An 18,529-nucleotide genomic window follows, 5' to 3' on the forward strand; every position below is an offset into this window, starting at 1 on the left:
GATTAAAGGATAAGAGTTTTTTTCTTTCTGAAAAAGTGGTATAATAGCAATCAAAACTAGAAAATAAAACGGAATTGGGAACAGAAGCGTCTGTTCCTATTAGAGTGGTGAAATATGAAAATTAGTAAAAGGCACCTACTAAACTATTCCATTTTGATTCCTTACTTCCTTTTATCGATTTTGGGGCTGATTGTGGTGTACTCGACAACGAGTGCAACCTTGATTGAAGAAGGAAAAAGCGCCTTTCAATTGGTGCGTAACCAGGGAATCTTCTGGATAGCTAGTTTGATTCTGATTGCCTTAATCTATAAATTAAAATTAGGTTTCCTAAGAAACGGACGTCTCATCTTTATCGTAATGATTGTGGAGATGGTTCTTTTAGCTCTGGCGCGACTGGTCGGAACACCAGTCAATGGAGCATACGGATGGATCTCTGTAGGACCTGTAACGATTCAGCCTGCGGAGTACCTTAAGATTATCATCATCTGGTACCTGGCACATCGATTTTCAAAACAACAAGATGAGATTGCGGTTTATGACTTCCAGGTTTTGACACAGAATCAGTGGCTACCTCGAGCTTTTAACGATTGGCGTTTTGTTCTGCTGGTTCTGATTGGTAGCTTGGGAATTTTCCCAGACTTGGGAAATGCGACCATCTTGGTCTTGGTGGCGCTCATCATGTATACGGTTAGTGGGATCGCCTATCGTTGGTTCTCGACCATTTTGGCTCTCTTGGCAGGGAGCTCAATGTTAGTCTTGTCTGTTATTCGCTTTGTTGGGGTTGAAAAGTTCTCTCAAATTCCTGTATTTGGTTACGTTGCTAAACGTTTTAGTGCCTTCTTTAATCCCTTTAATGACTTGGCGGGTGCAGGGCACCAGCTCGCAAATTCCTACTATGCAATGGTAAATGGTGGCTGGTTCGGACTGGGACTGGGGAATTCTATCGAGAAGCGTGGTTATCTGCCAGAAGCCCATACGGATTTCGTCTTTTCGATTGTTATTGAGGAGTTTGGATTCGTAGGAGCCAGTATGATTTTGGCTCTACTCTTCTTCTTGATTTTGCGAATCATCTTGGTTGGTATTCGAGCAAAGGACCCCTTTAACTCTATGGTTGCTATTGGCGTCGGAGGGATGATCCTTGTTCAGGTCTTTGTCAATATCGGTGGGATTTCAGGGTTGATTCCTTCTACAGGGGTAACCTTCCCCTTCCTTTCACAAGGTGGGAACAGTTTATTGGTATTATCCGTAGCCATCGCGCTTGTACTGAACATTGACGCAAGTGAAAAACGTGCCAAACTTATCAGAGAATACGAAAATCAAACCGATGAAAGTCTGTAAGGATTGAATGGAAAGGAAAGTATATGTCTCTTCAAAAATTAGAAAACTATAGTAATAAAGCAGTCGTCCAAGAAGAAGTCTTGATTCTGACTGAGTTATTAGAAGATATCACAAAAAATATGCTGGCACCAGAAACCTTTGAAAAGATTATCCAGTTGAAGGAATTATCAACTAGTGAGAATTATCAAGGGCTTAATGACCTAGTGACCAGTCTTTCGAATGAAGAAATGATTTACATTTCACGCTATTTCTCTATCCTTCCACTTTTGATTAATATCTCTGAGGATGTGGATTTGGCCTATGAAATCAATCACCAAAACAATGTGGACCAAGACTATTTAGGAAAATTATCTACAACGATTAAGATGGTAGCTGAAAAAGAAAATGCAGCCGAAATTTTAGAAAAGTTGAATGTCGTTCCTGTCTTGACCGCCCATCCAACGCAAGTCCAACGCAAGAGTATGCTGGATTTGACCAACCATATCCATACGCTTTTGCGCAAGTACCGTGATGTCAAACTCGGTTTGATTAATAAAGAAAAATGGCACACGGATCTCCGTCGTTACATTGAGATTATCATGCAAACGGACATGATTCGTGAGAAGAAATTGAAAGTAACCAACGAAATCACCAACGTGATGGAGTATTACCAAAGTTCTTTCCTGAATGCTGTTCCGCGTTTGACAGCTGAGTATAAAAAATTGGCTAAAGAACAAGGTATCGAGCTCCAACATCCAAAACCGATTACTATGGGGATGTGGATAGGAGGAGACCGTGATGGAAATCCTTTCGTAACTGCGGAAACTCTAAACAAATCAGCCTTGACCCAGTGTGAAGTCATCATGAACTACTATGATGAAAAGATTTATAATCTTTATCGTGAATTTTCACTTTCAACCAGCATCGTGAATGTCAGCGACAAGGTTCGTGAGATGGCACTGAAGTCACAAGATAACTCCATTTATCGCGAAAAAGAACTCTATCGTCGTGCCCTCTTTGACATCCAAGCTAAGATGCAGGCAACCAAGGCTTATCTCATTGAAGACAAGGACCTTCAACCTAGATATGCCACTGCAGATGAATTTTATCAAGATTTGTTGGCCATTCGTGATTCTCTCCTTGAAAACAAAGGGGAATACCTGATTTCAGGAGAATTTGTCGAGTTGATGCAAGCTGTCGAAATTTTTGGTTTCTACCTTGCTTCTATTGATATGCGCCAGGATTCTAGTGTTCACGAAGCCTGTGTGGCTGAATTGCTAGCATCAGCTGGTATTAACGACCATTATAGCGACCTTTCTGAAGACGAAAAATGTGCCCTCCTCTTAAAAGAGTTGGAAGAAGATCCTCGTATCCTCTCAGCGACTCATGCTGAAAAGTCAGAACTGCTTGAAAAAGAACTCTCTATCTTTAAAGCTGCGCGCAAGTTGAAGGATAAACTGGGTGAAAATGTTATTCGTCAAACCATCATTTCTCACGCAACCAGTGTATCCGATATGCTTGAACTAGCCATTATGCTTAAGGAAGTCGGCTTGGTGGATGCCCAAAAAGCCCGCGTTCAGATTGTTCCCCTCTTTGAAACGATTGAAGATTTGGATCACTCAGAAGAAACCATGAGAAGATATTTCTCTCTTCCTTTGGCTAAAAAATGGATTGCTTCAAAAGACAACTACCAAGAAATCATGCTTGGCTACTCTGATAGTAACAAAGACGGTGGTTACCTGTCATCATGTTGGACTCTCTATAAAGCTCAACAACAACTGACTGCTATTGGGGATGAATTTGGCGTTAAGGTTACTTTCTTCCATGGTCGTGGTGGTACTGTGGGTCGTGGTGGTGGACCAACTTATGAAGCCATCACATCTCAACCACTCAAGTCTATTAAGGACCGTATCCGTCTGACTGAGCAAGGAGAAGTCATTGGCAACAAATACGGTAACAAAGATGCAGCCTATTACAACCTTGAGATGCTGGTTTCTGCAGCTATTAACCGCATGATTACCAAGAAGAAGAGTGATACCAATACGTCAAATCGTTACGAAGCTATCATGGATCAAGTAGTAGACCGTAGTTATGATATCTACCGTGATTTGGTTTTTGGAAATGAACATTTCTATGACTATTTCTTTGAATCAAGTCCAATCAAGGCTATTTCAAGCTTCAATATCGGTTCGCGTCCAGCAGCTCGTAAGACCATCACTGAAATTGGCGGTTTGCGTGCTATCCCTTGGGTCTTCTCATGGTCACAAAGCCGTGTCATGTTCCCTGGATGGTACGGAGTGGGATCAAGCTTTAAAGAATTTATAGATCAAGATCCGAAGAATATCGAGTTTCTTCGTGACATGTACCAAAACTGGCCTTTCTTTCAATCTTTGCTTTCCAATGTAGACATGGTCTTGTCTAAGTCTAACATGAACATTGCTTTTGAATATGCCAAGCTCTGTGAAGACGAAGAAGTACAAGCTATCTACTACACTATTTTAGATGAATGGCAGTTGACTAAGGACGTTATTTTAGCTATCGAAGGTTATGACGAACTCTTGGCAGAAAACTCTTACCTAAAAGACAGTCTAAACTATCGTATGCCTTACTTTAATATCCTGAACTACATCCAGTTGGAGTTGATCAAACGCCAACGTCGCGGAGAATTGTCGGCAGATGAAGAAAAACTGATCCATACAACTATTAACGGAATTGCAACTGGTTTACGTAATTCTGGCTGATATTCTACAAACTTCCTCTTTTTTCAAGGGGAAGTTTTTGAATTGTTTAAAAAATTCTAAAAATAAGCTTGACAAGTAGTTGAAAAATGATATAATTTAAACATTCAGAAAGTAATCTTGCTCATTTTTTAGAGAGTCTGTGTTTGGTGAAAGCAGATAGATGAAATTGATGAAATTGGGCTGAATGTACTTAAGAATTTGAAATCATAAAAATTCGGTGAGCACACCTTACAGTGCAACTCGTTATTGCGAGAAAGAGCGATAGGGATATTCCCTATAATTGAGGTGGCACCGCGCATCGACGTCCTCACACAAGTTTTTTGTGTGAGGACTTTTTCTATGGGGAGGAAAGATATTGGAATTTAAACGATGGCATCGCTTGATGATGTGATTTAAAAAGTTAAGGTAAAAGAATTAAGGAGAAAGAAAAATGAAAAATAAACGTTTGATTGGAATTGTGGCTGGATTAGCAGTATTGGTGGTGGCTAGCTTGATTTATTCATCTATGAACAAGCCATCAGCTAAGGAAGAGCAAAAGGTCGCTAAGGTTGGTGTCCTTCAATTTGTTAGTCACCCATCCTTGGACTTGATTTACCAAGGAATTCAAGATGGACTAGCTGAAGAAGGCTATAAGGACGACCAAGTAAAAATCGACTTTATGAACTCTGAAGGCGATCAGAGCAAGGTTGCAACCATGAGTAAACAATTGGTAGCAAATGGAAACGATGTAGTTGTTGGGATTGCAACACCAGCAGCTCAAGGACTTGCAAGTGCTACTAAAGATCTACCAGTTATCATGGCTGCTATTACAGACCCAATCGGTGCTAACTTGGTCAAAGATTTGAAAAAACCAGGTGGCAACATTACAGGGGTGTCAGACCACAACCCAGCTGAACAGCAAGTGGAATTGATTAAAACTTTGACACCAAATGTCAAAACAATCGGTGCTCTTTACTCAAGTAGCGAAGATAACTCAAAAACACAGGTAGAAGAATTCAAGGCTTATGCTGAAAAAGCAGGTTTGACAGTCGAAACATTTGCCGTTCCATCAACCAATGAAATTGCTTCAACAGTTAATGTCATGACAAGTAAGGTTGATGCGATTTGGGTTCCAATTGACAACACCATCGCATCAGCATTCTCAACAGTTGTTTCAAGCAACCAAACAGCTAAAAAGCCAATCTACCCAAGTGCTACTGCCATGGTAGAAGCAGGTGGATTAGCATCTGTAGTAGTTGACCAACACGATCTTGGAGTGGCTACTGGTAAGATGATTGCCAAAGTTTTGAAAGGTGAAAAACCAGCTGATACGCCAGTTAATGTATTTTCAACTGGTAAGTCAGTGATTAACAAAAAACTAGCGCAGGAACTTGGTATCACCATTCCTGAGTCCGTTCTAAAAGAAGCAGGACAAGTGATTGAATAAATATAAAGGAGGAGCTGGGCACATCTCCTCCCATTTTTACTAAAGAAAGAAATGAGTGAAAGATTATGATAGTATCCATTATTTCTCAGGGGATGGTCTGGGCGATTTTAGGTTTGGGAATCTTTATGACTTTTCGAATTTTGAATTTTCCAGATATGACTACTGAAGGTTCTTTTCCTCTTGGGGGAGCAGTAGCTGTAACCTTGATAACACAGGGAGTCAACCCATTTTTAGCAACCCTAGCCGCAGTAGGAGCGGGCTGTCTAGCTGGAATGGCGACCGGTCTCTTATATACCAAAGGAAAAATCCCAACCCTCTTATCAGGGATTCTGGTCATGACTTCTTGCCATTCCATCATGCTCATGATTATGGGACGTGCCAATCTGGGGCTTCTTGGAACCAAGCAAATTCAGGATGTCTTGCCTTTTGATTCAGATCTTAACCAACTCCTGACTGGATTTATCTTTGTAGCTCTTGTTATTGGCCTTATGCTCTTTTTCCTTGATACCAAACTAGGTCAGGCCTACATCGCTACAGGTGACAATCCCGATATGGCTCGTAGCTTTGGTATCAATACAGGACGAATGGAACTTATGGGCTTGGTTCTCTCAAATGGGATTATCGCGCTTGCAGGAGCCTTAATTGCTCAACAAGAAGGATATGCGGATGTTTCTCGAGGAATCGGCGTGATTGTCGTAGGGCTTGCTAGCTTGATTATTGGTGAGGTTTTGTTCAAGAGTTTGACCTTGGCAGAGCGACTCATGACCATCGTTGTAGGGTCTATTGCTTATCAGTTCCTCGTCTGGGGAGTGATTGCTCTTGGGTTTAATACAAGTTATCTTCGTTTGTACAGCGCCTTGATTTTGGCAGTTTGCCTTATGATTCCAACCTTCAAAAGCAAATACCTGAAAGGAGTCAAGTTTAGCAAATGACAGCAATTGTAGAATTAAAAAATGCTACCAAAGTCATTACGAATGGCTTTGACGAGGAAAAAATCATTCTGAATGATGTTTCTCTTGAGATTTTTGAACATGACTTCATTACCATCCTAGGTGGAAATGGAGCAGGGAAGTCAACGCTTTTTAACACTATTGCAGGTACCCTACCTTTAACAAGTGGAAGTATCCGTATTATGGGCGAGGACGTGACGCATTTTTCACCTGAAAAGCGGGCTAAGTACTTGTCTCGTGTCTTTCAGGATCCTAAGATGGGTACGGCTCCCCGTATGACGGTGGCGGAAAATCTTTTGATTGCCAAGTTTCGTGGTGAGAAGAGAGGGCTCCTGCCTAGAAGACTATCAAGTCATCGTGAAGAGTTTCAGGCTACCATTGAAAAGGTTGGAAATGGTCTTGAAAAACATCTGGACACTCCGATTGAATTTCTATCAGGTGGTCAACGTCAGGCCTTGAGCCTCTTGATGGCAACCTTGAAACGACCAGAGTTGCTTTTGTTGGATGAACACACAGCAGCCCTTGACCCCAAGACCAGTGTTGCATTGATGGAGTTAACAGATGAGTTTGTCAACAAGGATCATCTAACAGCCTTGATGATTACCCACCATATGGAGGATGCGTTGAAGTATGGAAATCGTCTGATTGTCATGAAAGATGGTCGTATCATCCAAGATTTGAACAAAGAAGAAAAAGCAAAAATGAAGATTTCAGACTACTATCAATTATTTGAGTAAAGTAGAGAATTTCTCGTCAAAAAATAGAGAAGAAAAACTTAGAAACACGGAAGTGATTCTGAGTTTTTTATCTTCCCATTCTATCAAGAAAAATAAGGTAAAGAGAATTACGGAAAGTGTATGAAATGGTTTACTTTTTTTCAGAAATAAGCTATACTAGATAACGTGAAACTATGATAAGATGGAGGTATTGTGTATGGTTGACAAGCAAGTCATTGAAGAAATCAAAAACAATGCCAACATTGTGGAAGTCATAGGTGACGTGATTTCTTTACAAAAGGCTGGACGGAACTATTTAGGGCTCTGTCCTTTTCATGGTGAAAAGACCCCCTCTTTCAACGTTGTTGAAGACAAGCAATTTTACCATTGTTTCGGTTGTGGGCGTTCAGGAGATGTTTTTAAGTTCATCGAAGAATACCAAGGTGTATCCTTTATGGAAGCCGTTCAGCTCTTAGGTGAGCGTGTCGGTATTCAACTAGCTATGCCTATCCAGTCTCGTCCTCAACAGCTTTCTCCTCATCAAGCTCTATATGATATGCATGAAGAAGCAGCACGCTTTTACCATGCAATCCTCATGACGACTAAGATGGGAGAAGAAGCAAGGGCTTATCTCTACAAACGTGGATTGACGGATGATGTCCTGAAGCACTTCCAAATTGGACTAGCTCCAGCCGAGAGAAACTATCTTTACCAACGTTTATCTGGCAAGTTTGAGGAAAAGAATTTATTGGATTCGGGCTTGTTTTATTTGTCAGATGACAATCAGTTCTTTGATACCTTTTTCGGACGTATTGTCTTTCCTTTGACCAATGACAAGGGGCAGGTCATTGCCTTTTCAGGTCGTATTTGGCAAGAAATGGATAGTCAGACTGCCAAATATAAAAATAGTCGCTCGACTGCAATTTTTAACAAGAGTTACGAATTGTATCATTTGGACAAGGCAAAAAAGGGAACAGGTAAGATTACAGAGCTCTATCTGATGGAAGGTTTCATGGATGTGATCGCGGCCTACCGTGCTGGTATAGAAAATGCTGTGGCTTCCATGGGGACAGCGCTGAGCAAGGAGCATGTTGACCACCTCAAACGCTTCACCAAAAAGATAGTTCTCAGCTATGATGGTGACAAGGCAGGACAGGCAGCGACAGCCAAAGCTCTGGAAGAATTAAAAGATTTCTCAGTGGAAGTTGTCCGAGTACCTGATGCCATGGACCCAGATGAGTATTTGCAAAAGAATTCTGCTGAAGACCTGGCTTACCTTTTAACCAAGACTCGGATTAGTCCTATAGAGTTCTATATTCACCAGCTCAAGCCAGAAAATAGTGATAACTTGCAGGCGCAAATCGAATTCATTGAAAAGATTGCGCCCCTAATCGCCAAAGAAAAGTCTATCACTGCCCAGAATTCTTATATCCACATTCTGGCGGATAATCTACCTTCTTTTGATTACCAGCAGGTGGAACAGATTGTAAATGAAAGTCGCATTGTTCAGAGGCAGGAAAGAGTCAAAGAGGAGCAACCTCCAGCAGCGATTAGTATACCTGTAACGCGACAATTGACAGCAGTCATGAGAGCAGAGGCTCATCTCCTCTATAGGATGGCTGAGAACCCAGTTGTGTTAAACGACTACCGATTAAGAGAAGATTTTTTCTTTGATACCCCAGAATTTCAAATTCTTTACGAATTATTAAGTGAGCAGGGAGAAATCGGCTCAGAGGAGCTTTCTCATCAGACGCCTGAGGTTGAAAATGCTTGGTACCACGTGCTTAGCTTGGATTTGCCAGCTGAGATGTCGCCTCAAGAGCTAATGGAAGTCGAAGCGACTCGAAACCGTGCTCTCCTCAGCAAGGACAACTTACGAATTAAAAAGAAAGTGCAGGAAGCTAGTCATGTAGGAGATACAGACACAGCCTTGGAAGAATTGCAACGATTGATTTCCCAAAAGAGAAGAATGGAGTAATAATGGCAACTAAACAAAAAGAAGTAACCACATTTGATGTGCAAGTAGCAGACTTTATCCGTAACCACAAAAAAACAGGAACAGCAACAGATGATGAAATCAATTCAAGTCTGGTTATTCCTTTTACCCTCGATGCAGACGGCATTGAAGACCTTTTGCAACGGATTCAGGATGCTGGAATTTCTATCACAGATAACGAAGGAAATCCAAGTGCGCGTGTTCTTAGTGCAGAAGAAGAACCAGAACTCAGTGATGAGGACTTGATTGGCTCAACCTCTGCCAAGGTTAATGACCCAGTCCGTATGTATTTGAAGGAAATCGGGGTTGTTCCTCTCTTGACCAACGAAGAGGAAAAAGAATTGGCCCTAGCAGTTGAGGCTGGTGATATCGAAGCCAAACAACGCCTTGCAGAAGCCAACCTTCGTTTGGTGGTTTCTATCGCTAAGCGCTACGTAGGGCGTGGCATGCAGTTTCTTGACTTGATCCAAGAAGGAAACATGGGCTTGATGAAGGCTGTTGACAAGTTTGACTATTCAAAAGGATTTAAGTTTTCTACGTATGCAACTTGGTGGATTCGTCAGGCAATCACTCGTGCCATCGCTGACCAAGCTCGCACCATTCGTATCCCTGTTCACATGGTTGAAACTATCAATAAATTGGTTCGTGAACAGCGTAACCTCCTTCAAGAATTGGGTCAAGATCCAACTCCTGAACAAATCGCTGAACGTATGGATATGACACCTGACAAGGTCCGTGAAATTTTGAAAATCGCTCAAGAACCAGTATCACTTGAAACACCGATTGGAGAAGAGGACGATAGCCATCTTGGGGACTTTATCGAAGACGAAGTGATTGAAAATCCAGTAGACTACACAACTCGCATCGTGTTGCGCGAGCAGTTGGATGAGGTTTTGGATACTCTCACAGACCGTGAAGAAAACGTTCTGCGCCTTCGTTTCGGGCTAGATGATGGGAAAATGCGTACTCTTGAAGATGTTGGGAAAGTCTTTAACGTGACTCGTGAACGTATCCGTCAGATTGAGGCCAAGGCTTTGAGAAAATTGCGTCAACCAAGTCGCAGCAAACCGCTTCGTGATTTTATTGAAGACTAAGAGTGAGGAATAACATGGCTTATACAGAAGAGCAAATTGAAACGATCAAAACACGCATTTTAAATGCCTTGGAAGAAGTCATCGACCCTGAGTTGGGGATTGATATTGTCAACCTAGGTTTGATTTATGAAATTCGTTTTGATGGTGAAACAGGTCACACTGAAATTGATATGACCTTGACAACTATGGGCTGCCCACTGGCTGACCTTTTGACAGACCAGATACATGATGCGATGACAGATGTGCCTGAGGTAACTAATACCGAAGTTAAATTGGTCTGGTATCCAGCTTGGACGGTTGAAAAAATGAGCCGATACGCGCGTATCGCCCTAGGAATTAAATAAAGACTAAGAAAAATGCGAGAGACGATTGTAAAATAGGGTAATTTTATCCTTTTTCCAATCGTCTCTTCTTTCTTTTGCTGATTTTCTGGAAATAAAATGGTATAATGAAAGGTATGGAAAACGAAAAATTGCGTATTAATATGCTAAGCTCAAGTGAAAAAGTAGCTGGTCAAGGAGTGTCAGGAGCTTATCGAGAATTGGTTAGTCTCCTTCACCGCGATGCCAAAGACCAGTTGATTGTTACGGAGAATCTTCCTGTAGAGGCAGATGTAACTCATTTTCACACTATTGATTTCCCTTATTATTTATCTACTTTCCAAAAGAAACGCTCTGGGAGAAAAATTGGCTATGTGCATTTTTTGCCTGATACGCTTGAGGGGAGTTTGAAGATTCCATTTTTCCTAAAAGGAATTGTCAAACGCTATGTTTTTTCCTTTTACAACCGAATGGAACACTTGGTGGTGGTCAATCCCATGTTTATCGAGGATTTGGTGGCTGCTGGTATTCCGCGTGAAAAAGTAACTTATATTCCAAACTTTGTAAACAAAGAAAAATGGCATCCATTACCAGCTGAACAGGTTGCACAACTCCGGAAGGAAATGGATCTTGCGGAAGATCAGTTTGTCGTAATCGGTGCGGGTCAGGTTCAGAAACGTAAAGGAATTGATGATTTTATCCGTCTTGCTGAGGAATTGCCAGAAATTACCTTTATCTGGGCAGGTGGTTTTTCATTTGGTGGGATGACAGATGGTTATGAACGCTACAAGAAGATAATGGACAATCCACCCAAAAATCTTATTTTCCCTGGAATTGTGTCACCCGAACGGATGCGGGAACTTTACGCTATGGCAGATCTATTCTTGCTACCAAGTTACAATGAATTATTCCCTATGACCATATTAGAGGCCGCTAGTTGTGAGGCTCCTATTATGTTAAGAGATTTGGAGCTGTATAAGGTTATTCTTGATGGGAATTATCGTGCTACAAGTGATGTTTCCGAGATGAGAGAAGCAATCCTAGAATACAAGAATGACCCTGAAGCCTTAAAGGACTTGAAAGAAAAAGCTCGCGAGATCTCCAAAGAGTACTCTGAGGAGCATTTGTTGGAAATCTGGTTAAAATTTTATCGAGAACAGGCTGCTTTGGGCAAAAAGTGAGGTAATTTATGCGAATTGGTTTATTTACAGATACCTATTTCCCTCAGGTTTCCGGGGTCGCGACTAGTATTCGGACTTTGAAAACTGAGCTTGAAAAGCAGGGGCATGCAGTTTTTATCTTTACAACAACTGATAAAGACGTGAACCGATACGAAGATTGGCAAATTATTCGCATTCCGAGTGTCCCTTTCTTTGCATTTAAGGATCGACGATTTGCCTACCGAGGTTTTACAAAGGCGCTTGAAATTGCCAAGCAGTATCAACTCGATATCATTCATACCCAGACAGAATTTTCTCTTGGTTTGTTAGGGATTTGGATTGCGAGAGAATTGAAAATCCCAGTTATTCATACCTACCATACCCAGTATGAAGACTATGTGCATTACATTGCTAAGGGCATGCTAATTCGTCCGAGTATGGTAAAATATTTGGTGCGAGGCTTCCTTCATGATGTAGATGGCGTGATTTGCCCTAGTGAGATTGTTCGTGACCTTTTATCGAAATACAAAGTCAAGGTTGAAAAGCGTGTCATCCCAACTGGAATTGAGCTGGCTAAGTTTGAACGACCTGAGATCAAAGAGGAAAACTTACAAGAGCTTCGTTCGAAGTTAGGTATTCAGGAAGGTGAGAAAATGCTGCTGAGCCTTTCGCGTATCTCCTTTGAGAAGAATATCCAAGCAGTCTTAGCTGCCTTTGCGCAGGTTTTGAAAGAAGAAGACAAGGTGAAGTTGGTTGTTGCTGGAGACGGACCTTATCTGGATAGTCTGAAAGAACAAGCAGGGAAATTAAACATACAAAAACATGTGATTTTTACAGGTATGATTGCTCCAAGTGAGACAGCCTTGTACTATAAAGCAGCTGATTTCTTTATTTCAGCCTCTACGAGTGAAACTCAGGGTTTAACCTATCTAGAAAGTCTAGCCAGTGGAACGCCTGTTATTGCTCATGGCAATCCTTATCTTGAAAATCTGATCAATGATAAAATGTTTGGGACCCTCTATTATGGAGAACGAGAGCTTGCGGGCGCTATCCTTGAAGCCTTGATCGCTACTCCTGATATGTCTGAACAAAAGTTGGCGGATAAGTTGTACGAGATTTCGGCTGAAAATTTTGGGAAACGAGTTCATGAGTTTTACCTTGATGCTATTATCTCAAATAACTTTGAACATGAGTTACATGATGGACAACCTGTCAGTCAACGCTTCTTAAAAACGATTCTCTATCTACCTCAACAGGCTGTTACAAGCCCAGTAAAAGAATCCAAACGTATTTTAAGAGCGTCTCGAAAACAATTGTCTAGCATCAGAGATTATTGGAGAGACGAATTCAAATAATAGAATAAGAGGAAGAAAAAATGAAAAAATTAATGAGAAGCGGGAAAGATCAAAAAATTGGTGGAGTATGCGCAGGAGTTGCTCATTATTTTGATATCGATCCAACAATTGTTCGTGTCATTTGGGCTGTTCTTGCATTTTGTTATGGGACAGGAGTCCTTGCTTATATCATTTTATGGTTGATTGCACCAGTTTCGACAGACTATTAAATTAGAATTATATAAAAAAAGGAGAAGTTATGGCTTTTGGAGATAACGGAAAACGTAAAAAAACATTGTTTGAAAAGGTGACGCTTGTTGTCGTGCTCATCATGTTGTTTGTAACCCTTGCTGGTATCTTTGCAACTGCGCTTGGAGCTTTTAGTAGATTCTAAGCAAGCTACGAGGATAGAAACAATAACTAATGACTGGGTTCTCCCCAGCCTTTTTAAAGTGAGAAGAAAATATGAGTATGTTTTTAGATACAGCCAAGATTAAGGTCAAGGCTGGTAATGGTGGCGATGGCATGGTTGCCTTTCGCCGTGAAAAATATGTCCCTAATGGCGGTCCTTGGGGTGGTGATGGTGGACGTGGAGGTAACGTTGTTTTCGTGGTAGACGAAGGCTTGCGTACCTTGATGGATTTCCGCTATAACCGTCATTTCAAGGCTGATTCTGGTGAAAAAGGGATGACCAAAGGAATGCACGGACGTGGTGCAGAAGATCTTCGTGTTCGCGTACCGCAGGGGACTACTGTACGTGATGCGGAAACAGGTAAAGTTATTACAGACTTGATTGAACATGGTCAAGAATTTATCGTGGCTCATGGCGGTCGAGGTGGTCGTGGAAACATCCGTTTTGCCACTCCAAAAAATCCTGCACCTGAAATTTCTGAGAATGGAGAACCAGGTCAAGAACGTGAGTTGCAACTGGAATTGAAGATTCTAGCGGATGTTGGCTTGGTCGGTTTCCCATCTGTTGGAAAGTCAACTTTGCTTAGTGTTATCACTTCAGCTAAACCTAAAATCGGTGCTTACCACTTTACGACCATTGTCCCTAATTTGGGTATGGTTCGTACACAGTCAGGTGAATCTTTTGCAGTAGCAGACCTTCCAGGTTTGATTGAAGGGGCTAGTCAAGGTGTTGGTCTTGGAACCCAGTTTCTCCGTCATATTGAACGTACACGAGTTATCCTCCATGTCATCGATATGTCAGCTAGCGAAGGACGTGATCCTTATGAGGATTACCTTGCTATCAATAAGGAATTGGAATCCTATAACCTTCGTCTCATGGAACGTCCGCAGATCATTGTGGCCAACAAGATGGATATGCCTGAAAGTCAGGAAAATCTTAAAACTTTCAAGGAAAAGTTGGCAGCAAACTACGACGAGTTTGAGGAACTTCCAGCCATCTTCCCAATTTCTGGTCTGACCAAGCAAGGGTTGGCGACTCTTTTGGACGCGACAGCCGAGTTGTTAGACAAGACTCCAGAATTCCCGATTTATGATGAATCCGATATGGAAGAAGAGGCTTACTATGGCTTTGACGAGGAAGAAAAAGCCTTTGAGATTAGTCGTGATGATGATGCGACATGGGTACTTTCTGGTGAAAAACTCATGAAACTCTTTAACATGACCAACTTTGACCGTGACGAATCGGTCATGAAGTTTGCCCGTCAGCTTCGTGGTATGGGGGTTGACGAAGCCCTTCGTGGGCGTGGAGCCAAAGATGGCGACTTGGTCCGCATCGGTAAATTTGAGTTTGAATTTGTAGACTAGGAGATTGATATGGGAGATAAACCAATATCATTCCGAGATGCAGATGGAAATTTTGTTTCTGCAGCAGATGTATGGAATGAAAAGAAACTAGAAGAATTGTTTAATCGTCTCAATCCTAAACGTGCTCTTCGATTGGCGCGTACAAAGAAAGAAGAAACACAGTCAAAGAAATAAAAAGTTCCCGTGATCTTTTGATCACGGGATTTGTTTTATTCACTAAAGAAAAATGGCGGCGCATATTTTTTAAGACTCTCAAAACAAGCTTGCGCTTTTGTAGCATCTTCACAGATAATCATGCAGACATCGTCTCCACAAAGGGTTGCAACGATATCTGGAAAGGCCAAGGAATCAATTACAGATCCAAATGATTGGGCTAAACCGGGTAAAGTTTTCAAAATAACCTGGTGTTGCACAGGACGCAGCATAACAAGAGCGTCTTCCATATAATTTTCAAGACGTTTTTCCCATTTGGAGATGGACCCTGTATTTAGTACATAATAAGAATTATCCTCTTCGCGCACTTTTGAAAGGTTCATGGTTTTGATATCGCGTGATAAGGTAGCCTGAGTAACTTGGATATCATTTTCCGCTAATAAGGCTTGTAATTCAGCTTGTGTATGGATTTTGTTTTTTGAAACGAGGGCGCGGATAAGTTGGTGTCTGTGTTCTGATTTGTTCATAAAGTAAGTACTCCTTTTACAAGGTACAGTAGCGTGGACTGAACGAAAATGTCAGTCGGGTGGTAGGCGGTATTGTCACGTATGATGATTTTAAAGTCAGTAGGATAAAGAACTAGATGGAGAGATTCTCCTTCTTTTAACTTGTCACTAGTTGCGTGCAGATAAACTGGGTAGCAATCCGTTCATCTACATTGATGTTCTTTAATGACAGTGAATCATTCAATTTGGGTAGCTTTTTGTCACGGCGTTTTGTGAATTCACTCTAAATGTAATTCACAGAGATTTCCAACATGTGGTCTAGTAGCGTGTATGATAAATGGTTACACATATTGGTTAGAGGGAGTATCTTTTATCCAAGTTCTATCTAGGGGTTTCTAAAATGCTTTCAGACGAACTGGATTTGATACGAAGTTTATGTTTGATTCGACTGTTCAAGTGGAAAGCCTTGGTTATAGGAAGTTCAATGGTCAAATTCATTGACTTTTCCTCTGAATACTTCCATATTGAAAGTCTGGTAGATTATACCTTTTGACAAGGTAGGATAAGATTAGACTGTGCTAAATCAACAGTCAAGTGATAGTCTGTATTATCTCGAATTGTAATCTCAAAGTCTGTTGTGTAGAGAACCAAGCGGAGAGTGTCTCCTTCTTTAAGTTTGTAGATAGTTGGTTGAAGCTCTAGTTTGAAGTCCATCCATTCATTTGGTTGGATTTCTTCAATAGTCAGGAGATTGGTTCGATTTTGAAGATTAAGGTAGCCTTTGGTGATGACACGTTGGTCACTTGGGTTGAATGGCAGTTCACAGAGATTTTCTAACATGTGGTAACGACCATTATCAATGGTTCTAGCACTTAAAACCGCTGGATAAGGTTGCAGATATTTCTTTTGTCCAAGTTCTAACAGTTGGGCTGATAATAAGCCCTTGTTCGTACTCGATTTGACACGAAGTTTTAGCTCCACTCGCCCATTTAAGTGAATGTCTTGACTTACTGGAAGGTCAATGGTGATCTGATTGGCTTTTCCTTGGTAAAGTTCGGTGTTGAAGGTCTGGTAAGTCTTACCATAACGATCAAAATCTTTTTGATCATACTGGTTTTGAATCACTTTTTCTTCAGTTCCAAGAGAGAAGCTATGCAGTTCATCCCGTTTGCCAAAGTTATCAAGACCTTGCCATCTTTGCGGTGCGATATTGTTCTGCCAGATGACAGTCGGAAGTTGATAGCCTGAGTCAAGTCCTAACAATTTATTACTTAACAAGGCATTCATGGACTCGCGGAAGTCGATCGACTGCCAGTTATTCATATAAACATGGGCACCATGATGGAAAAAGAGGTGCTTATTGATATGGCTAGGAAGGGCATGAAACATCTGGTAAACATGAAGAGGTTTGACGTTCCAATCCTGGGAACCATGCGTAAAGACGACCTCAGCTTGAACCTTGTGAGCATTGAGCAGATAGTTGCGGTCATGCCAAAACTGATTGTAGTCACCAGTCTTGCGATCGAGTTTCTCTTTAACCTTTTCTAAGTCCGTTTGATGAGCTTCATTGCCACGAATATAGTCACCGGCTTGGAGGTTGCGAGAGTAGGTCAATTCAGCAAGTGAGTCAAAATCCTCACCTGGATAGCCCCCTGGGCTGGTCACTAGACCATTTTCCCGATAGTAGTTGTACCAAGAGGAAATACCTGCTTCTGCGATGATCACTTCCAAGCCATCAACACCAGTGGTGGCGAGACCATTGGACATGGTACCTAGATAGGAAATTCCTGTTGTTGCGACTTTGCCGTTTGACCAGTCAGCCTTGACTTGGCGCTTGCGCGTGTGGTCCGTGAAAGCACGGCAACGACCATTGAGCCAATCAATGACATTTTTATAGGCCTCAATCTGCTGGTAGTCCCCATTGGTCATGAGCCCTTGGGAATCCCTGGTCCCAACACCCGATACATAGAGATTGGCAAATCCACGTGGGAGGAAGTAGTCATTTAGAGTATATGAGCTATTGATATGAGATAGCTTTTCTTCAGCTTCTGTGACAACTTCTGCTTGACCATGAGGTTCGACTAAATTCAGCTTAGGTTCTTCAAGTTCAATGGTATGGGGCGGTTTGACCTCAAGCTCTCCCTCCATTTTATAGAGAGCCTTGTCACTGGCTTTGTCGTTGGTCCCTTGGTGGTAAGGGCTGGCAGTCATGACTGAAGGAATCTGTCCATCATAACGCGGGCGAATAATGCTGACCTTGACTAAGTCAGGGAGTCCGTCTTTATCAGTATCCACACGGCTCTCGACATATACGACTTCACGAATGACATTGTGAGTAGAGAAGGTTGCCAAGCTCTTACCATTAAAGTAGTGGTAGTGATTGTCTTCTGAAATGAGTCCATCACTAACAAGCTGATCGATGAGCGTATTTCCTTTTTTCGTTCGCGTATTGAGTAACTGATAAAGATTTTCAATGAGATCTCCATAAACAATAGGAAAACCAGTTTCTTTACGAAACTGTTCGGAATCTTCAAAGTCAACAAGATAGCTAAATCCTAAAAGTTGAAAAACTACTGTGTAGAAAATCTCCGCAGTTAACTCACGGTCTGACTGGAAAAAGGTTACTAAATCTGTTTCTTTATCCGCAGCCAAAGTCGACAAGGAATAATCCGTGTTAGAATAAGTGAAAAAACTCCAACGAATGAAGTCTTCAAACTGTCTTTTTAAGGACAGTTGGGGTGACAGCTTTAGACCAAGACCTTCTAATTCCTCAAATCGTTGAGAACTAGTGGTTGGTTGGTAGCTGAATTGATTAAAACGCATGTTTCTCTCCTTTGAAAACAACTAAATTTATTATATCAAAAAAGAGGGAAAAATGGAATAAATAAACTTAAATGAAATAAATTTCTTAAACCAGCATATCAATTTGGTAAGTTATTATAAAATGCTGAATAAATACCATAGGAATAAGCCTTTTCTAGAGATTTTTATATGTAAAATTGCATATAGCTCCTATCTTTATTATACTTTGTTTGGTATA

16 protein-coding genes and 1 other annotated feature are annotated in these 18,529 nt (G+C 41.3%); of the genes, 14 read left to right on the top strand and 2 right to left on the bottom strand.

The window, feature by feature from the left end:
* Positions 1–114 precede the first annotated feature (114 nt).
* From ftsW to HMPREF8578_RS08750, 14 genes are all read left to right on the top strand, one after another.
* Positions 115–1,338 (top strand): cell division peptidoglycan polymerase FtsW, encoded by a 1,224-nt coding sequence (gene ftsW / locus HMPREF8578_RS08685; protein ID WP_000703343.1) that lies wholly within the window; start codon positions 115–117, stop codon positions 1,336–1,338.
* 23 nt (positions 1,339–1,361) lie between these two features.
* The gene (gene ppc / locus HMPREF8578_RS08690; RefSeq protein ID WP_000058165.1) at positions 1,362–4,058 is read left to right on the top strand and encodes a phosphoenolpyruvate carboxylase; all 2,697 of its coding nucleotides are present in this window, start codon (positions 1,362–1,364) and stop codon (positions 4,056–4,058) included.
* Between the two features lie 96 nt (positions 4,059–4,154).
* Positions 4,155–4,370, top strand: a binding site (T-box leader).
* Positions 4,371–4,488: 118 nt separating this feature from the next.
* Positions 4,489–5,484 (top strand): tryptophan ABC transporter substrate-binding protein, encoded by a 996-nt coding sequence (gene trpX / locus HMPREF8578_RS08695; RefSeq protein ID WP_000792187.1) that lies wholly within the window; start codon positions 4,489–4,491, stop codon positions 5,482–5,484.
* Positions 5,485–5,549: 65 nt separating this feature from the next.
* Positions 5,550–6,416 (top strand): ABC transporter permease, encoded by an 867-nt coding sequence (locus HMPREF8578_RS08700; RefSeq protein WP_000637252.1) that lies wholly within the window; start codon positions 5,550–5,552, stop codon positions 6,414–6,416.
* Positions 6,413–7,171, top strand: a complete 759-nt coding sequence (locus tag HMPREF8578_RS08705) for an ABC transporter ATP-binding protein (RefSeq protein WP_000125420.1) — start codon at positions 6,413–6,415, stop codon at positions 7,169–7,171. Before HMPREF8578_RS08700 ends, HMPREF8578_RS08705 begins: the two co-directional genes overlap by 4 nt.
* Before the next feature lie 196 nt (positions 7,172–7,367).
* Complete coding sequence (dnaG, locus tag HMPREF8578_RS08710; protein WP_000227879.1) at positions 7,368–9,128, top strand: DNA primase; 1,761 nt, start codon at positions 7,368–7,370, stop codon at positions 9,126–9,128.
* Between the two features lie 2 nt (positions 9,129–9,130).
* Entirely contained in the window at positions 9,131–10,240 is a 1,110-nt protein-coding gene (gene rpoD / locus HMPREF8578_RS08715; RefSeq protein ID WP_000201892.1) for an RNA polymerase sigma factor RpoD, read from the top strand.
* A 14-nt stretch (positions 10,241–10,254) separates the two neighbouring features.
* A complete protein-coding gene (locus HMPREF8578_RS08720) occupies positions 10,255–10,584 on the top strand; it encodes a metal-sulfur cluster assembly factor (protein ID WP_000331930.1) in 330 nt (109 codons plus the stop codon).
* A 113-nt stretch (positions 10,585–10,697) separates the two neighbouring features.
* A complete protein-coding gene (locus HMPREF8578_RS08725; protein WP_000426714.1) occupies positions 10,698–11,741 on the top strand; it encodes a glycosyltransferase family 4 protein in 1,044 nt (347 codons plus the stop codon).
* An 8-nt stretch (positions 11,742–11,749) separates the two neighbouring features.
* A complete protein-coding gene (locus HMPREF8578_RS08730) occupies positions 11,750–13,075 on the top strand; it encodes a glycosyltransferase family 4 protein (protein WP_001219460.1) in 1,326 nt (441 codons plus the stop codon).
* A 20-nt stretch (positions 13,076–13,095) separates the two neighbouring features.
* Positions 13,096–13,284 (top strand): PspC domain-containing protein, encoded by a 189-nt coding sequence (locus HMPREF8578_RS08735; RefSeq protein ID WP_000735789.1) that lies wholly within the window; start codon positions 13,096–13,098, stop codon positions 13,282–13,284.
* Positions 13,285–13,313: 29 nt separating this feature from the next.
* Entirely contained in the window at positions 13,314–13,448 is a 135-nt protein-coding gene (locus HMPREF8578_RS08740) for a DUF4044 domain-containing protein (protein ID WP_000863851.1), read from the top strand.
* 71 nt (positions 13,449–13,519) lie between these two features.
* Positions 13,520–14,830 carry a GTPase ObgE gene (gene obgE, locus HMPREF8578_RS08745; RefSeq protein ID WP_002893207.1) on the top strand — a complete coding sequence of 437 codons (1,311 nt, stop codon included), beginning with the start codon at positions 13,520–13,522 and terminating at the stop codon, positions 14,828–14,830.
* A gap of 9 nt (positions 14,831–14,839) precedes the next feature.
* The gene (locus tag HMPREF8578_RS08750; RefSeq protein ID WP_000502578.1) at positions 14,840–15,004 is read left to right on the top strand and encodes a hypothetical protein; all 165 of its coding nucleotides are present in this window, start codon (positions 14,840–14,842) and stop codon (positions 15,002–15,004) included.
* A gap of 35 nt (positions 15,005–15,039) precedes the next feature.
* On the opposite strand, the gene HMPREF8578_RS08755 is transcribed toward HMPREF8578_RS08750, so the two are convergent.
* Both HMPREF8578_RS08755 and HMPREF8578_RS08760 read right to left on the bottom strand, forming a co-directional pair.
* Positions 15,040–15,510 (bottom strand): arginine repressor, encoded by a 471-nt coding sequence (locus HMPREF8578_RS08755; protein ID WP_001043018.1) that lies wholly within the window; start codon positions 15,508–15,510, stop codon positions 15,040–15,042.
* Between the two features lie 519 nt (positions 15,511–16,029).
* Complete coding sequence (locus tag HMPREF8578_RS08760; protein WP_001212021.1) at positions 16,030–18,312, bottom strand: Xaa-Pro dipeptidyl-peptidase; 2,283 nt, start codon at positions 18,310–18,312, stop codon at positions 16,030–16,032.
* Between the last annotated feature and the right edge of the window lie 217 nt (positions 18,313–18,529).

It is taken from the genome of Streptococcus oralis ATCC 49296 (assembly GCF_000185265.1).
Lineage (GTDB): Bacteria > Bacillota > Bacilli > Lactobacillales > Streptococcaceae > Streptococcus > Streptococcus oralis_BC.